10 protein-coding genes, 1 tRNA gene and 1 riboswitch are annotated in these 16,941 nt (G+C 49.8%); of the genes, 3 read left to right on the top strand and 8 right to left on the bottom strand.

What is annotated here, in order from left to right; genetic code table 11:
- Positions 1–13: 13 nt before the first annotated feature.
- A riboswitch (Lysine riboswitch) is annotated at positions 14–204 on the bottom strand.
- 191 nt (positions 205–395) lie between these two features.
- Together JG50_RS0115250 and JG50_RS19040 are read left to right on the top strand one after the other, a co-directional pair.
- Complete coding sequence (locus JG50_RS0115250) at positions 396–683, top strand: hypothetical protein (RefSeq protein WP_033101985.1); 288 nt, start codon at positions 396–398, stop codon at positions 681–683.
- A gap of 719 nt (positions 684–1,402) precedes the next feature.
- The gene (locus JG50_RS19040; RefSeq protein WP_052154389.1) at positions 1,403–3,037 is read left to right on the top strand and encodes a glycosyl hydrolase family 18 protein; all 1,635 of its coding nucleotides are present in this window, start codon (positions 1,403–1,405) and stop codon (positions 3,035–3,037) included.
- Positions 3,038–3,093: 56 nt separating this feature from the next.
- Here JG50_RS19040 and JG50_RS0115260 read toward each other — a convergent pair whose 3' ends face one another.
- A complete protein-coding gene (locus JG50_RS0115260) occupies positions 3,094–3,711 on the bottom strand; it encodes a LysE/ArgO family amino acid transporter (protein WP_033101986.1) in 618 nt (205 codons plus the stop codon).
- A 245-nt stretch (positions 3,712–3,956) separates the two neighbouring features.
- Here JG50_RS0115260 and JG50_RS0115265 point away from each other — a divergent pair, with 245 nt between their 5' ends.
- Positions 3,957–5,414, top strand: a complete 1,458-nt coding sequence (locus JG50_RS0115265; RefSeq protein ID WP_033101987.1) for an aminotransferase-like domain-containing protein — start codon at positions 3,957–3,959, stop codon at positions 5,412–5,414.
- A 148-nt stretch (positions 5,415–5,562) separates the two neighbouring features.
- Here the strand turns inward: JG50_RS0115265 and glmS are convergent, their stop codons facing one another.
- From glmS to JG50_RS0115305, 7 genes are all read right to left on the bottom strand, one after another.
- Entirely contained in the window at positions 5,563–7,389 is a 1,827-nt protein-coding gene (gene glmS, locus JG50_RS0115270; RefSeq protein WP_033101988.1) for a glutamine--fructose-6-phosphate transaminase (isomerizing), read from the bottom strand.
- A gap of 669 nt (positions 7,390–8,058) precedes the next feature.
- The gene (gene glmM, locus JG50_RS0115275; RefSeq protein ID WP_033101989.1) at positions 8,059–9,399 is read right to left on the bottom strand and encodes a phosphoglucosamine mutase; all 1,341 of its coding nucleotides are present in this window, start codon (positions 9,397–9,399) and stop codon (positions 8,059–8,061) included.
- Positions 9,400–9,437: 38 nt separating this feature from the next.
- Complete coding sequence (locus JG50_RS0115280) at positions 9,438–10,631, bottom strand: CdaR family protein (protein WP_033101990.1); 1,194 nt, start codon at positions 10,629–10,631, stop codon at positions 9,438–9,440.
- Positions 10,624–11,451 (bottom strand): diadenylate cyclase CdaA, encoded by an 828-nt coding sequence (gene cdaA, locus JG50_RS0115285; RefSeq protein WP_033101991.1) that lies wholly within the window; start codon positions 11,449–11,451, stop codon positions 10,624–10,626. Before cdaA ends, JG50_RS0115280 begins: the two co-directional genes overlap by 8 nt.
- Before the next feature lie 223 nt (positions 11,452–11,674).
- A complete protein-coding gene (gene ppc / locus JG50_RS0115290; RefSeq protein ID WP_033101992.1) occupies positions 11,675–14,458 on the bottom strand; it encodes a phosphoenolpyruvate carboxylase in 2,784 nt (927 codons plus the stop codon).
- Between the two features lie 596 nt (positions 14,459–15,054).
- The gene (rocF, locus tag JG50_RS0115295) at positions 15,055–15,957 is read right to left on the bottom strand and encodes an arginase (RefSeq protein WP_033101993.1); all 903 of its coding nucleotides are present in this window, start codon (positions 15,955–15,957) and stop codon (positions 15,055–15,057) included.
- A gap of 849 nt (positions 15,958–16,806) precedes the next feature.
- Positions 16,807–16,881: transfer RNA gene (locus JG50_RS0115305), tRNA-Gly, on the bottom strand.
- Between the last annotated feature and the right edge of the window lie 60 nt (positions 16,882–16,941).

Here is a 16,941-nt window from a genome sequence, read left to right on the forward strand (position 1 = left end):
CCACACTCTACCCCCGCAAGATAGCGCACCACGTTTCCCGGGAAAGAAAACGTGACAGTGCTGCACCTGTTCGGACACAGCCCCAACCCGGACGCCCGGAGCCGGCAACCGGATTTCGGCGGCTTTTCCTTTCATTTGCAGTCATCAGTCAATCTCCGAACCTCGCACAAATTACTCTTAAAAGCCGCGACCTCTACCTCACCGTAGGATCGATGAGGGTGACTATGCACTTGTTCCATACGTCCTTTAGTATAGTAAAAAGTCAAAAGATCAACAAGGGAAATATTTGCTAGCAAGGAAATCACCGTAAGGTAATGGACGCCGCCGGCAGAACAGGTTGTATTCATTTTTGATTTATCCTTTATAATGAAAAGAAGCAAAAGGAGGGAACCCCGATGGAAAAGCGCAAACGACGAATTCGCGAAAAAGCGAAACAAATCCATGATCAGTTGAAAAAGAAAGCGAATCTGGAAGAGATTTATCATACAAAGAGTTATTGCGAACAATGTGAAAATCAGGTTTGGCCCTGGGAAATCCATGTGGTGGAACAGCCCGATGGCACGGAAATGTGGGCCTGCCAAGCCTGTGTCAGGGAACATAACTTCCCTCTCTCCGAAAAGGAACATGCACTTGAGTTCGAAGCAAGACGCATGGCCGCCAAATGGCTGTTCCTGCGTGCGTGAAAAGGTTTACCCGATTCAACAGGATTGTTCGCGTTGTAGCGCGGGATGGATGGCGATAACACTGCTTCACCGCCCCGGCGGCAATGGATTGCCATAAAAATCAGTGACGACACCTCCCGCCTCCTCTGCCGGTTTTTCCCTGCACCAGAATCGCGGAAGATGCACGCCGGCAAAACCAGGCGGTCAGTGCCGGGAGATCATCAACCATTGGACACCATTTCGCCCTCAGCCGTGGATCATCGCATCACGCTCCACATCACGGAGAACGGCAGTTGCCCTTGCCCAAACAGAAAGCGGTTACAAAAAAAGGGCATCCCGCCAATCAGGCCGGTCAACCACACATATCCATTTCAGCAATTCGGTTTTTGCACAATTCCCTCTTTTATCATGCACCTTGATTTCTTCCGCCGAAAATCGCTCCACGACGCCGCTTGTCTCCATTGCCAGATCATTCAGACTACTAATCTCCCAAAGAGATTCTCTTCTTTCCGCAGATCGTTTCCGACCATCCGCCTGCTTCAATTCCCCGTTGTTTCAAACAAAACTCCCATAAACAGGGAAACAACCAATTATTCCCTTCATTTGTGAAAATAGTTAGAAACTTCTTCTGTTAATCTTTAATTCTAGTACAAAAATATATAAAATCCTATTGCGGAAGAAAATCGTATTTTATTAGCTTTGACAAAGAAATTAACGTCATCCGTCAGAGGGGAGAGACTATGGAGAAAACAAAGTTTTCGCGACTTGAAGCCTTTTGGCAAAAAAAGGCGATGCTGATCAACGCGACCGCAGCCTTGGTGCTTGTCAGCGGCGGGGTTTTGCTCACGTCCGGCTGCAGCCAAGAAACAGCTGCACCGAAAGCGAAAGCCCCTACAGCCCATGTGCAACATGAGACCATCCAAGATGATTCAGCCTCATCCAACGATGTGGCAGATGTAACTGAAGTGACGGATATTAAACCGTTGCCGAAAAAAGAGAGTCAGTATGTGGAAAACATCTTGACCCATCATAACGTTCCACAGGTAAATCCGAATGAGATCAACAATTCCGGTGCTTCTCATTCCGGGGGGGCGGCAAACGGCAATGCGGCCTCCCATCATACCGATAACAGCACAAGTCCGGCCACCGGCAACATAGCGCCAACCACACCGAAAACGGGTGACAGCCAGCATGTAAACCAATCTGCACCCACAACGAAACCGGCATCACCGGCGCCGGGCAAAGAGCAAAACCAGCAGCAACCAGGAGATAAACCGGTTGAAAAACCGCAACAACCCGGCACGGACAACCAACAACCATCCAACGGTTCGACGCAAACCCCGCCGGCAAATGACGGCGACACATCCAATCCGTCTGAACCTTCCAATCCTGCTCCTTCAAAGCCGGAGCAAACGGATGGCATAGAGACAACGGCATGGTTCCCGTTCTGGAGCACCAACTCCGGAAATCAGATTTTGTCTTCACAATCGCTCGATTCCATCAACCTGTTTATGTACGAATTACAGGCGAACGGAGATGTGGGCTATATGCAATATGCCAAAGCTCCTGATCCAAACACTTTGGCTCTCGCCCGCAAAAAAGGCACAAAAATTTATGCCACCGTCGCCAATACCGACGGTTGGAGCGATGTGAACAAAGCGGAAGATGAACTCCATAATCTCATCAATACACCGGAGAAACGGAGCCAATTAGCCGATAAACTCCTGGCCTTCACTCTTAAAAACAATTATGACGGCATTGATCTGGACCTGGAAGTGATCCGGGGAAGCGACCGCGACAATTTCTCGGCGTTCGTGGAAGTATTGGCACAGAAAATGCACCAGAAAAACAAAAAAGTGCTGGTCTCCGTTTATCCCAAAACATCCTATGGCGGCTGGGACGGCCCAATCTCCCAAGACTGGCAACGTCTCGGCAAAGCTGCGGATGAATTGGTGATCATGACCTATAACTACAGCATGAACAGCCCGGGACCGGGTGCTCCGCTCGATTGGATCAGCGATATTGTCAAATACGCCAATACCCAGGTGGCCTCGGAAAAAATTTATTTCGGTTTGCCTTCCTACGGTTACCTGTGGACCTCTGACGGCAAACGCTCCTCACTCTCTTACAGCCAGGCACAAAATCTGATCAAAACCAACCATGCAAACGTCGTACGCGACAAGAACGGGGAGCCGACCTTTACCTATACATCCAACGGGGTGAAATACACAGGCTACTACCAAGATGCAATAAGCTGGCAACGGAAAATTGAAACGATCAAGCAAGGCAATCCTCACATCGGCGGCATTACCGAATGGTATATCGGTGCAGAGGATCCTGCCACCTGGAATATGTTAAAAACCGAATTAAAATAATTATTCCCTAAACCGGTAACCGGCTAAACATCTGGCTGGAAACCGGTTTTTTCTTTTCACCATAAAGAGAATCCAAGATAAACCGCTGCCCCCCACATCACCAAAGCTGAAATCTTCTGCAAAATCATCATGATCCGCCCTGATCTGTCCAGTTCCCCCAGAAAGCGCCCCGCCAGGGCCAATCCGAAAAACCAGAACCATGAAACAAGTACCGTGGCAACGGCAAAAGCCGCTTTTTCCATCCCGGCGTACTGCAAAGAGCTTGTCCCGAGCACCATCGTCGTATCCATGATCGCATGGGGATTAAGCAGGGAAGCAGACGCTGCAAACGCAATTTGCTTCCGGACGGAGAAGGTCTCCCGCGGATGGTCAAGGCCGCCGTCAGCTCCGGGCGTCACCTTCCAGGTATTCCATCCCATGTACAGCAAAAACAAAACCCCCATGCCAAGGAGAACCGTTTTGATCCATGATGATCCCAAAATCACCAGAGAAATCCCGAGCACCGCCAATGTAATCAACAGGGTATCGCACAACGCGGCGGTCAGGACGGTCGGCAAGGCCTGACGAAAACGCCGATGAAAGGCCCCTTGGTTAAAAACAAAAACGTTTTGCGCACCGAGCGGCAATATCAGTCCAAAGGCAAGAATCAATCCATGTAAAAATGCAGAAATCATCAAAATCCCTCCGGAAAAAGTATGGTTCCATCGTACAAAAGATTTTGCATCCTGTCGCCCGCCAATTGGATGGATTCCAACCCAACCAAGTTGTACAATTAACAAAAACAGAATCGTCCATCCCCTGTCAGCAGAAACCTGAAGGAGAAGTCAGAGCAAAACCGGTGAGGAAGTGGTGCCTCTTCTGGCCATGCCCGGCATCCAACGCGATTTGACACAGAAAAGTAAAAGGATGGATCACAACCATGATTGATACCCATTGGAAACCCGACAAATCATCCCCTGTTCCTCTCTATATCCAGATCAGGGAATACATCAGGGAAAAGATCAAAAATGGCGAGTGGCCGGTTGGCAGCAAAATTCCGCCGCAACGTTATTTGGCAAAAGTCTGGAAGGTAAACCGGAGCACCATTGTTGCCGCCACAGCCGACTTAATGGCGGAAGGGCTGTTGGAAGGAAACAGCGGAAGCGGAACACGGATCATTAACAATACATGGTCCCTGATGCACTCTACCCGTCCGCCTGATTGGAACGCCTACGTTGATGCCGGAATCCATCCCCCCAATTTGCCGACCATTCAGGAAATCAACCGGGCGGAATTCCACCCGCACATCATCCGCCTGGGAACAGGGGAGCTCTCTCCCGACTTCTTTCCCCGTGACATGCTGAAAACCGTTTTGTCCCGGCTGCCGGATCAAATTGATTCACTTGGCTATGAAGAGCCGAAAGGACTGCCCCTGCTCAGGGAGCAACTGAGCAAGCATCTTAAAAGGATCGGAATCGATGCTTCCCCTTCCTCCATCTTGATCGTGTCCGGTGCCTTGCAGGCCTTGCAACTGATCGCGCTCGGCCTGTTGAAGCGGGGCTCTGCGATTCTGCTGGAAAAACCTTCATATCTCTATTCGCTTCATGTCTTCCAGTCAGCCGGGATGCGGTTATCCGGCCTCCCGTTGGATCAGGAGGGGGTGCAGATCAAATACATTCCCGTGCAGAAAAAGCGGCAAAATGCTTCATTGCTTCACACGATCCCGTCCTTTCACAATCCGACGGGCATCCTGATGTCGGAACAAAGGCGCAGAGACCTGCTGCGCATCTGTGAACAGGAGCGTTTACCGCTTATTGAGGATGATGTATACCGCGATCTGTGGCTGGACGAACCGCCCCCTCCTCCCCTGAAAGCAATCGACAAAAACGGGCTCGTCCTCTATCTCGGCAGCATGTCCAAAACCTTGAGTCCGGGCTTGAGAATCGGTTGGGTGGTCGGCCCGGAACCGGTTATCGAACGATTGGCCGATATCAAAATGCAGACGGATTACGGCTCCAGTTCCCTGTCGCAGTGGGTGGTGGCCAGATGGCTGTCCAGCGGGCTCCATGAACAGCATCTGAAGCGGGTTCGGGCAGAACTGAGAAAGCGGAGAGCCGCGGCAGTCGAAGCCTTGCATGCTTCTTTTTCCGATCTGGCCGCCTGGACCGTTCCCAAAGGCGGTTTTTATATTTGGCTGCATCTCCTTTCCCCGCTTCCCATGCGCGAGGTTTTTGAAAAGGCACTGAAAAAGGACATTCTGCTCAATCCCGGCAATATGTACGATCCAGGCGCAACCCGGAATATCCGGCTTTCCTATGCCTACGCCTCTCCCGATCAGTTGCATGAAGCCATCGTCTCGCTGGCCGGGATAATCCGAAACTTGTCCGCACATCCGTAAACAGAAAAATCCTGTCGCAACCATTCGCTTGTTGCGGCGGGACTCCTTAAGGGTTTGTAAACGGCATTCTTCGTGTTAATAAAGAAAAAACTCCACCGGCCGGCCAAACAAAATGTCAGCCAGTCAATGGAGTTTATGGTCAAACATTTTATTCCACGGTTACGCTTTTCGCCAGATTGCGCGGTTTATCCACGTCATACCCGCGTTGGATGCAGGCATAATAAGCGAAGAGCTGGAGCGGGATCACGGTGAGAACCGGAGCGAGCAAGTCGATGGTTTTTGGAATGGTGATTACTTCATCCACCGATTTTTGCAACTCACTGTCCCCTTCAACGGCAAAACCGAGTACTTTGGCGCCCCGCGCTTTTACTTCCTGAATGTTGCTCACCATTTTATCAAAAACAGACGATTGGGTGGCAAGGGCGACGACCGGAATATTCTCTTCAATCAAAGCCAAGGTTCCGTGCTTCAACTCCCCGGCGGCATAAGCTTCGGAGTGGATATAGGAAATCTCTTTCAGCTTGAGCGAACCCTCGAGCGCGACAGCATAATCCAAACCGCGGCCCAGGAAGAAGAGATGCTCGTTGTCAGCGATGGAACGGGCAAATTCGGCAATTTTCCCTTCATACTCCAAAACTTGTTCCGCCAGCCCGGCAAGTTGTCCCAAATGGCTGATGATCTCTTTCAATTCCGCTTCGCTTTTATGACCGCGCACCTGTGCAAAGTAGAGGCCCAACAGGTAGATGGCGATCAGCTGCGACGTATAGGCTTTGGTCGAGGCAACGGCGATCTCCGGTCCTGCCCAGGTGATGATTACATCATCGGCTTCACGCGCCACGCTCGATCCGACCACGTTGGTAATCGCCAGCACGCGGGCCCCTTGTTTCTTTGCTTCGCGGAGGGCAGCAAGCGTATCCGCTGTTTCACCCGATTGGCTGATGACCACAACCAATGTTTTATCCGTAATGATCGGATCACGGTAACGATACTCCGAAGCCACATCGCACTCAACCGGAATGCGGGCCAGATCCTCAAGCACGTATTTGCCGACCAGTCCGGCGTGATAAGCTGTTCCGCAGGCCACAAAGTGGATCTTTTCGATGTTACGGATCGCTTCCGGGCTGAGAGCCACTTCGTTTGAAAGATCGACTAAACCATCTTTGATCCGGCTTGCCAGTGTATCGCGGATCGCTTTTGGTTGTTCATGGATCTCTTTCAGCATGAAACGGTCATAGCCGCCTTTTTCCGCCGTTTCAATATCCCAGGAAACATGCATCGGCTCACGTTCAACCGGGGTTCCGTCAACTTTCATCAGCTTCACTTGGTCTTTGGTCAAAACGGCCATTTCCCCGTCTTCAAGGATGTAGACTTCGCGGGTATGCTTGAGAATGGCCGGAATATCCGAAGCGATGAAATTCTCTCCCCGGCCAATTCCGACGACCAGCGGGCTGGCATAACGAACCGCAACCAGCTTATCCGGTTCGTTCTCACTGATTACACCGAGCGCAAACGCGCCTTCCAGTCGGGATACCGTTGCCTGTACCGTCGAAACCAAATCTCCGTTCCACAGGTCTCCGATCAGTTTGGCCACGACTTCGGTATCGGTCTCCGATTGGAAAGTATGGCCTTTGGCCATCAACTCTTCCTTCAGCTGGATGTAGTTCTCAATAATCCCGTTGTGAACAACTGCAAACCGTCCCGTGCTGTCCACATGGGGATGGGCATTTTCATCAGATGGTTTCCCGTGTGTCGCCCAGCGGGTATGACCAATTCCGAGCACTCCCGGCAAGGAGCGAACGGCCAGTTTCTCCTCGAGGTTGGACAAGCGCCCTTGCGCTTTGTTAACGCTGATCGTTTCTCCGTTGTAAACAGCCAGTCCGGCCGAGTCATACCCACGGTATTCCAGTTTGCTGAGCCCTTCCAGCAGAATATTTTGCGCCTGTTTGGCTCCGATGTAACCTACGATTCCGCACATAGTTATGAAAACCCCCTAAATTTATCCCTTTTTGCTGAGCACGGATCGAAGATTCAGGAGACAGGTTGATTATTGTCTGTTTGCCAAACGCAAAGTGCCGTAAAACACTCAGCTTCCCTATTCAGTTTTTTGAGTGAGAATGTGTAAGCCAGGTAGTGTTTGACAAAACAACAATTTTGTTTAAACCGGATCTTTCTTCTCATGCCCTCCCTTTTCTTCAGCAAAAACATCCGCTCAACAAAAAGGTTGATCTGATTCGTTTCTTTTTATTATTTTTTCTGTCTGCTCATTCACGCCATATCGCTGTTTTTGTTCGATGAGTCGCCTCACCGGTTTGAACAGCGATTCCTCGGCTCTGGCGCAAAGCCGGGAGGTATCCGCCGATCTTTTCGATACTCCTCCACCTCGTCAACTGCGGAGTCTTCGTTCACACCGCAGTCCTGGCGCTTTTCGACAACTTTTCCAAACCTCTGCTTCTCCCTTTTCGCTTCTTCACCTCCCAAAAAATGAAGAAGGCGATGTTTTTACTTCGCCTATGGGATTATATTATTCAAAAATAACAAAAATGTAAAGCAGTCCGATCAAAAAAGGGCCAGGGGGAAAGGCGAAACCCTACATCCCCCTTCTTATACGGCAAATGTTAAAATAATGTGTCGGTGTCGGCACATCTCAGGCGAGTTGCTTTTTCACTTCATCCGCAATGCGGCCGACATATTCCCGCAGCGCCTCTTCGTCCGGTCCTTCAGCCATCACGCGGATGAGCGGTTCAGTTCCCGACGGGCGAACCAGAACTCGCCCGTCACTGCCGAGCGCATTTTCCACTTCGGCAATTTTTTGGCGAATCGCTTCGTTTTGATCCCAACCCGCCTTGTCTTTTACCTTCACATTCACGAGCAATTGAGGATATTTTCGCATCATCGACGCCAGGCCGGACAGGGTTTGCCCTTTTTCCTTGACCACGCGTAGGAGCTGAACGGCGGTCAGCATTCCATCTCCGGTGGTATTGTAATCAAGGAAAATAATATGGCCTGATTGTTCACCGCCCAGGTTATAACCGCCCTCTCTCATTTTTTCCATCACATAGCGGTCGCCCACTTTGGTTTTTTCCGTCCGGATCTCCAGCTCATCCATCGCTTTATAAAAACCGATATTACTCATGACGGTACTCACAATCGTATTTTCTTTCAATTTCTCTTTTTCTTTTAAATAGGAACCGCATATGCACAGAATTTGATCCCCATCCACCAGATTTCCTTTTTCATCGACAGCGATCAGGCGGTCAGCGTCTCCGTCAAAGGCTAATCCCAGATGGGCCTGTTTTTTCAGAACTTCTTCCTGAAGCCGCTCGGGATGAGTCGAGCCGCACTCTACGTTAATATTCACTCCGTCCGGATTGACATTGATCGCCGTTACATCTGCACCCAAATCCCGGAGCAACAGCGGAGCCAGTTCATATGCAGCCCCGTTTGCCCCGTCCACCACGATATGCATTCCACACAGATCCGTATCAATCGTATTTTTGAGGTGATCGAGATAGGCGGAAACCGCATCCGGCTGGTCAGTCACCCGGCCGACTTTATCTCCGACCGGACGTGGCAGCCGATCTTCCTTTTCATCCATCAGCGCCTCGATTTCCGCTTCGGTTTCATCCAACAGTTTATATCCATCCGCACCGAAAAATTTAATGCCGTTATCCGGAAAAGGGTTATGAGATGCAGAAATCATCACGCCCGCATCGGCTTCCAGGTGTTGTGTCAGGAAAGCGACACCCGGAGTGGTCACGATCCCCAAACGGATGACGTCGCATCCGATTGACATGATTCCTGCGATCAGCGCGGATTCAAGCAATTCACCGGAGAGGCGCGTATCCCTACCCACAACGATTTTCGGCCGTTCTTTCTCTTTCGTCAGTACATAAGCGCCGCACCGCCCCAAACGGAAGGCTAATTCCGGTGTTAAGGTCTCATTTGCCACTCCCCGTACTCCATCGGTTCCAAAGTACTTACCCATACATTTTCTCCTCCTCATGTAAGCAACCAACAAATCCGTTACCCTAAAATTTGGATCTTTGCTTTTAACTTATCTTGACCCACGACCTGCACGTAGGAAGGAAGAACAAACCGGATTGGCACATCATGGACTCCAGCGGACAGATTTGAAACATCCACCAGTGCCCGTACATCTGCTGCACCAAGCTGGTCGATCTGTTTGGGTGCTCCTGAAAGAGTGATATTCAATTTCGCATCGGACGGTGAAAGGATCCGGGCATTCACCCCTCCATTTAATCCTGTTACTTCCAATGGAACGTTCTTGATCACTTTTGTCTCAGCAGGAATCATTTTAACATAGATTTTTATTTCTTTGGGTTCCACTTTTATGGCCGGACTATGAACCGGAACCGGCATCACCAACGTTGTGTCTTCCGTTATGTCCGATAAATCAGGCCGGGGACCTGCATAAAATTGTAAATGATTCAGATATGACATCGGTCCGTACACGGTAATCTGATCCACATTGGTATCGATCCCGGCTACGGCGTATTCGGGGGGCGGCGCTTTCCCCGGTTCGATTGAAAGAGGCACGGTCTTGCCGGGAATGCTGATCGGAACCTGCACCACTGCGGTTTTCGGCTCAATTTCGACGTTGGATAAAGGTCCGTTTTCACCGTATGCTTGGAGTACAATGACTTGATTCACTGATTTCTTCTTATTATTCAAATTGACAATCGCTTTGACAGAAGTTACCTTTTTCAGTTCCGCTTCCGTTCCTTTTACCAATACTTTGTCCGGATTGATCACGGGAGTCCCCGCTTTAAAGCCGTCCGGGACGCTTCCGATCAATTCCGGTTCCACATGCATCTCCTTTTGCAGCTTGGGAACCAGGGTCACATCGATCCGCGCCGGCTCCACCCGGGCATCGACAGGATACGGCAATCCTTTCACCTGAACCGGTAACTGATGTGTTCCCGCCCCAACACGCCGTGCATCGACATAAAGGCGATAATTCGTCGAAAAATGCCCGAAGAAGGCTTGGTTGCCTTCTACGATCAATTCCACTTTTGGGGGTTTTCCGACCAGATCGTAGTGTTCGTCATCGTACTTCACTTGGACCGTTGCTTCCCGAATATGCGTATCGCTTGAAGATGAAGAGAGGGAGGTGTCGGTTACAGCCGACCATAGCAGGATGGCCAAAGCCAACGAAATGATCCGCAAAATCCAGTCATTTTGAAGCCATTTATTCATCCGTCCTCTTCCCTTCTTTCTCCTTGCGCGACCAAAATACAACCGCAAATTTCTCCGGCGGCTTCAATTCTTCATATAACCGGGATACCAGCGTTTCTTCACTCAGGTTTCGCTCCAGACGCCCATGCACCGCCAGCGAGATCTGGCCCGTTTCTTCAGAGACGATCACAGTAACCGCATCGGACATTTCGGAAATGCCGATCCCGGCACGATGGCGCGTCCCCAATTCCCTGCTGATATAAGGGCTTTCGCTCAAAGGCAGATAACACCCCGCCGCCATCAGCTGATCCCGGCGAATGATAACCGCCCCGTCGTGCAAAGGACCTTTGGGAATGAAGATATTGCGAATCAATTCCGGGCTTAACTTCGCTTCCAGCAACGTTCCCGATTCTATATAATCAGACAGCCCTGTCTGCCTTTCAATTACGATCAGGGCTCCCGTATGCTGCTTGGCCAGAGTTGAAACCGCTTTGGCTATATCGCTGACCACACTGGTGACTATCTGATCTTCCGCCTGGACACTCCGTCCGAAAAAACCGCCTCTTCCCAGTTGCTCCAATGCGCGGCGCAACTCCGGCTGAAAAATGATGATCACCGCAATGACACCGACGGAAAACAGGTTTTGAATCAGCCATTCCAGTGTGCGAAGATGAAATACGTTGCTGATCAACCAGATGATGATCAGAACGGTAAGTCCTTTTAAAAGTTGAACGGCTCTGGTACCACGCAAAAGTTTTAACAGATGATAGATTATATAGCTGACGATCAATATATCAATAATATCATTCAAGTAACTGCGAATCTCCAACAAAGACTGCATGCGTCCCCTCCATCCATTCAGTTCCCCATTATTATGCTACATCATTGCTGCGATGCATTCCATCACCCGTTATTCTTCCATTATATCGCAGCGGATGGGAAACCCCCTAACCGGCTGCCGCGGAAAATGAGGAGCACAGGTGTCCGTAACCCGCCCCCGCAATAAAATCCCACACAAAAAAGAACCTGCCCCAAATGAGCAGGCAGGAAACATTCTGCGCTTTTTAACCCGTATTTCTGAGCCCGGCGGCGATCCCGTTAATCGTCAGCAGCACTTCTTCCAAAAGGGAATCGGCCAGGGTTTGATCATTTTCTTCTTTTCTCCGTTTGGCAAGCAAAAAGACCTGGATAAAGCTAAGAGGATCAACGTAAGGATTACGCAGGCGAATCGATTCCTGAATGACAGGCACACGATCCAGCAATTCCTCCTGTTCCGAAATCGCGAGCACTTTTTCGCGCGTAAGCATAAATTCTTTTTCAATCAGTTTAAACAGCCGCTCTCCGGCCGCTGAATCTTTAGCCAGCGACGTGTACTCACGGGCGATAACCAAATCGGCTTTTGCCAGAGCCATCTGCAAATTGTCGATCAGGGAATGGAAAAACGGCCACATTTGATACATCTCGCGCAAAAGGCGCAATCCCTTCTCCCCGTTTCGCTCGAGATATTTTCCCAGTCCCGTTCCGGCAGCGAACCAGGCCGGGAAGAGGTAACGCGTCTGCGTCCACGCAAACACCCAGGGGATCGCCCTCAGATCTTCAAATTGTTGACTGTTTTTGCGTCTGGCGGGACGAGAGCCGATTTTCAGTTCCCCTATCTCCGGAAGCGGGGTCACATCGTTGAAGAAACCAAGGAAGTCAGCATCGCCAAAGACGAGTTGCTGATATTGTTCCAATGCGTATCCCGACACTTCCTCAATCGCCTTCTCCCATGCCGGATCAAGTTCATGATGTCCATTCGTCACTGCGGTCGTGGTCGAAAGGAGCAAAGACGCCGTTGCCTGTTCCAAACTCCGGAGTGCAATCGGCCTCAGCGAATAACGGGACGAAAGCACTTCCCCCTGTTCCGTGATCTTGATGCCCCCCAGCAAAGCGGAATCGGGATTTGCCAGGATATTGCGATGCAAAGGTCCGCCACCGCGCCCCAATGCTCCTCCCCGACCATGGAAAAATTTCAGTCTCAGCCCATACTTCTCCGCCAGGCGGTTCAGTCTCAGCTGGGCTTGATACAACTCCCAGTTCGCAGTAATCACACCCCCGTCTTTGTTGCTGTCGGAATACCCGAGCATAATTTCTTGCCCCGGCTGCTCTCCATGATAGAAGGGAATAAAGGCGGGATGCTGAAAATATGCTTCCATAATCTCTTCGGCCCGGTGCAGGTCGTCAATGGTTTCCAGGAGCGGAACGGCATGGAGCCTTGATTCTTTGCCGCCGTGCAAACGGTGCAGTCCCACTTCTTTCGCGAACAAAACCACTTCGAGCAAGTCGCTCGTCCCCTGGGTCATGCTGATTAAGTAATTGCGGATCGCTTCTTCGCCAAATTCCTGTTTTGCTCTGGCGATCATGCGAAAGAGCTCCAAACATTTTTCCGTATCCGGGGAGTAGCTGGCAAAAGGGGAAGTAAGAGGCCTCGGATCTTGCAACAATTCGGTCAGTAAAGAGATTTTCTCCTGCTCCGGCAATCGATCATATCGTTCCTCAATTCCCAATTTACCCAATATTTCGGTTAACGCTTTTTCATGTTCGGCGCTGTGCTGGCGAATATCCAAGGTGAGCAGATGAAAACCGAACAATTCCACCTGGCGAATCAGATGGGCCAGATCATGATCGGCCAGGACATCTGCATGATGCAAACGCAGACTTTCCTGAATCAAGGTTAAATCGCGAATAAATTCTCCGGCTGTCCGGTAAGCCCCCAACTCCTTTTTGCCGGTACGCGTATGATGTAACCTGGCTAACATAAAAGTGCACTTGCGGCGATAAGGTTCGTTCTCATTCCGCCATTTCCCCTGCCCGACATCTTCCAGCTTCACCTCTGCTTCATCCCTTAGCAGAGACTCGCAAAGCGCATCGGAAATGGACACTCTCCGCGTGGAATAACTCAGTTTTTTAATCAGGCTTTGCAAAGCTTCTTTGTATTTTCGGATGATCAAATTTCTTTGCAGCACCAGCGTATTCCAGGTTACGTCCGGTGTAACCGAAGGGTTTCCGTCACGGTCTCCGCCAATCCAGGAACCAAAGCGCAAAAAGGAAGGAACCTGCCACTTCTTCTCGGGGTAAATACGGTTTAAACAGCGGGTCAGCTCTTGATGAACGACGGGCAAAACTTCAAACAGCGTTTCGTCAATGTAGTAAAGCCCATTGCGAACCTCATCCATCACGGTCGGTTTCCGTCTCCGCAATTCATCACTTTGCCATAAAGCCGTCACTTCACCCAAGAGATTTCTGCGGATCTCTTCCCGCTCTGTTTCGGTGGTGTAAGGATGATCCAGTTTCATCATCAGTTCGGCGATGCGGTGATGGATATCGAGCGTCGTTCGCCTCATCGCTTCCGTCGGGTGGGCAGTGATCACCAGCTCAAGCGAGAGAAACGGCAATGCTTTCTCCACTTGTTCCGCAGTCATGCCTTTTTCTTTCAACTCCTGAACTGCATGTTCAGTCGAAAATGGTTGAACAACTCCTGCCTCGGACCGGCGATAAAAACGATGCCGCCGTACCCTGTGGTTTTGCTCGGCAATATTGACCAACTGGAAGTAGATGGCGAATGCACGGATCACATTCTGACGCATCTGCGGCGATAGCTGACGGATCTCCGATTTGCATTGGTCCAGCACGGCAGGATCATAGGAGCGGCGAAGCTGCTTGGTCAGTTCGCGAATTTTTTCGACACGGTCGAGGAGTTCTTTTCCTCCTTGCATCACGAGAACATCGCCCAGAATATGACCGAGAAAGCGCACATCCCGCCTTAACGGATTCTCATTGGCTGAAGCCTGTTTTGCTAAAGGATTCATTCCGTCACCCCTTCATATGAGAAAGCTTTTATGTTCATCAATCAGCGAAGGCCTTTCTGTTTACCAAAAGAAGTCGATACTGCTCCGATCCCCCCTGACTCATTGCACGCTAGGTCTTGCGGGTAACCGCCATATCGCTCATGTTCAGATTTACACAAGACTTCAGCAACCGGTAACCGCTGGGAAAAAAGCGGCCGGATGCACCAAAACATGAAGCCCTCTTTGCTTCCGTCGCGGGAATCCCCACTCGGGACGCAGGCGGAGACGATCCCGGCTCTTGCTAAAAGTTTCACAACCATCCCTTTTACAATCGATAAAAGAACGATGCTTCATCCTAAAAATCAATCGCTTCTTATTTCCCTCCTTCTTTCTCTGAGTCGCTCAAAATTGAATAATAGAATTTAGGCATAAAATTTGATAAATTAAATAAAAAAATTTTGGTTAATGTATAAACATTCATTTTTCGATCTTTTTTTATTATGCCATAATGTGCGGTGAAGTACAAAGCGACACTTTTTTCCTTTCCTTCTTTAAGCCGTTACAGCGAAGCATCCATAAAAAAGCGCAACCATCGAAGGTTACGCGACAGGCTCTGATTATAGCACTTTTTGTCCAAATACAGATCCCATGAGGGCAACTGCCACTTTTGCTGTCTGATTTTCCCGATCCAAAATCGGGTTCACTTCGACAAATTCGGCGGATGTCACAATCCCTGCCTCTGCCAGCATCTCCATGGCCAGATGGCTCTCTCTGTAAGTAACCCCGCCCGGTACCGGTGTTCCTACTCCGGGAGCATCTTTCGGATCAAGCCCATCCAGATCCAGGCTTAAATGAACGCCATCCGTTCCATTGGAGACGATCCCGATGGCTTCCTCCATCACACGCGCCATGCCGAGGCGATCGATTTCATGCATGGTAAACACCTTGATCCCAAGCTGACCGATCAAGTCCCGCTCACCCGGGTCCAGCTCCCGAGCCCCGATAATCACCGTATGTTCCGGTCGTACCTTGGGGGCAAATCCGCCGATATTCACCAGGTCCGGATGACCAATTCCAAGACTGACCGCCAGGGACATTCCATGGATGTTACCTGAAGGAGAGGTTTCCCCTGTATTTAAATCCCCGTGGGCATCATACCAAATAACCCCCATATTTTCATACTGCGCTGCTGCACCTGCTATTGTTCCGATTGCCATACTGTGATCTCCGCCCAACACAAGCGGGAAACGATCGCGCGCAATCACCCCGGAGACGGTTTCAGCCAATTTTTCGCAGACATCCCTGATTTCATTCAAATATTTTAACTTTGGATCACCCGCTGACTTTGATTCGGGACTGGGCACGTGCAAATCACCCAAATCTTCCACTTCATATCCAAGCTTTTGCAACAAAGCTTGCGCTGAAGCATAGCGAATGGCACTCGGACCCATATCAACTCCCCGGCGCCCTTGACCGAGATCCATTGGCATGCCAATAATCGTAATCGGTTTCTTTTCCATAGCCATTCTCCTTTTTATCGAACTACAGGCGTATGAAATACAAGGTATTGGATGATCAACAATCTGATGAACGAAGCGCTTTCATTTTAGCACAGAATTTCATTTACTTACAGAAATATTTTGGAAATAATCTGCTTATTTTGGTATATTTATTCAAATAAGAGGAATAAAGTAGCACATTTTTAATGATCGTGCACCATTCTTATTAAAAATTTAATAGATAGATTGATAGAATCCAGGATAATCGGAGAAAATTGATGAGCCGTGATCTTGCCCCGCACCAAAAAATGCCGGATCGGGAACAACCCATGGCACAGGACAAATGCATTTCTCATTGATCTCTTTTCCGGACGAAACCGGCTGCCCGGCATTTCACGAAACTGCATCCGTTCACTGGTTTCTCCGCATTCCCTCTTGATCAAGATTGTCAGTTTCTGTGAAGACCAATCACTTGCACGGTAGGATTAGCCCATATCTTTGCCTTGGAACAAGAATATGTTCATCCGCCTGATCTCCGCTGACCGGGATTGCATAATGAGTAACCCATCCTGCTCACCGATGCTTTTTCTTCCAACAATAAAAAAAACCGTCATGCAGGCGTCTTTCTGTTATATTCGGGATTGATCTTTTCTTATGAGATTTATTACACGGTTCGGGTTTCCGGTCACGCAAATGCTCCCTCGGTCTTCTTTATTCTGTACTTTCCTGCCCGATTTCTCTCATCGTTTTTGTTTGGGCAGATTGATTCGTACCTGTCTGGCTTCCCCGAAATAAAAAAACGGATTGCAGCACGACATACAAAAAAGAGGACTTCGTTGGATGAACTCAACGAAGTCCTCTTTTTCAAGTTGGAGCGGAAGACGGGATTCGAACCCGCGACCCTCGCCTTGGCAAGGCGATGCTCTACCCCTGAGCCACTTCCGCATAATATGGTGAGCCATGAAGGACTCGAACCTTCGACACCCTGATTAAAAGTCAGGTGCT

Source organism: Thermoactinomyces daqus (assembly GCF_000763315.1).
GTDB lineage: Bacteria > Bacillota > Bacilli > Thermoactinomycetales > Thermoactinomycetaceae > Thermoactinomyces_A > Thermoactinomyces_A daqus.

Excerpts from the sequence above, each read along its gene's own strand:
- JG50_RS0115250 (WP_033101985.1), top strand. The coding sequence starts at position 396 with ATGGAAAAGCGCAAACGACGAATTCGCGAAAAAGCGAAACAAATCCAT.
- JG50_RS19040 (WP_052154389.1), top strand. The coding sequence starts at position 1,403 with ATGGAGAAAACAAAGTTTTCGCGACTTGAAGCCTTTTGGCAAAAAAAG.
- JG50_RS0115260 (WP_033101986.1), bottom strand. The coding sequence starts at position 3,711 with ATGATTTCTGCATTTTTACATGGATTGATTCTTGCCTTTGGACTGATA.
- JG50_RS0115265 (WP_033101987.1), top strand. The coding sequence starts at position 3,957 with ATGATTGATACCCATTGGAAACCCGACAAATCATCCCCTGTTCCTCTC.
- glmS (WP_033101988.1), bottom strand. The coding sequence starts at position 7,389 with ATGTGCGGAATCGTAGGTTACATCGGAGCCAAACAGGCGCAAAATATT.
- glmM (WP_033101989.1), bottom strand. The coding sequence starts at position 9,399 with ATGGGTAAGTACTTTGGAACCGATGGAGTACGGGGAGTGGCAAATGAG.
- JG50_RS0115280 (WP_033101990.1), bottom strand. The coding sequence starts at position 10,631 with ATGAATAAATGGCTTCAAAATGACTGGATTTTGCGGATCATTTCGTTG.
- cdaA (WP_033101991.1), bottom strand. The coding sequence starts at position 11,451 with ATGCAGTCTTTGTTGGAGATTCGCAGTTACTTGAATGATATTATTGAT.
- ppc (WP_033101992.1), bottom strand. The coding sequence starts at position 14,458 with ATGAATCCTTTAGCAAAACAGGCTTCAGCCAATGAGAATCCGTTAAGG.
- rocF (WP_033101993.1), bottom strand. The coding sequence starts at position 15,957 with ATGGAAAAGAAACCGATTACGATTATTGGCATGCCAATGGATCTCGGT.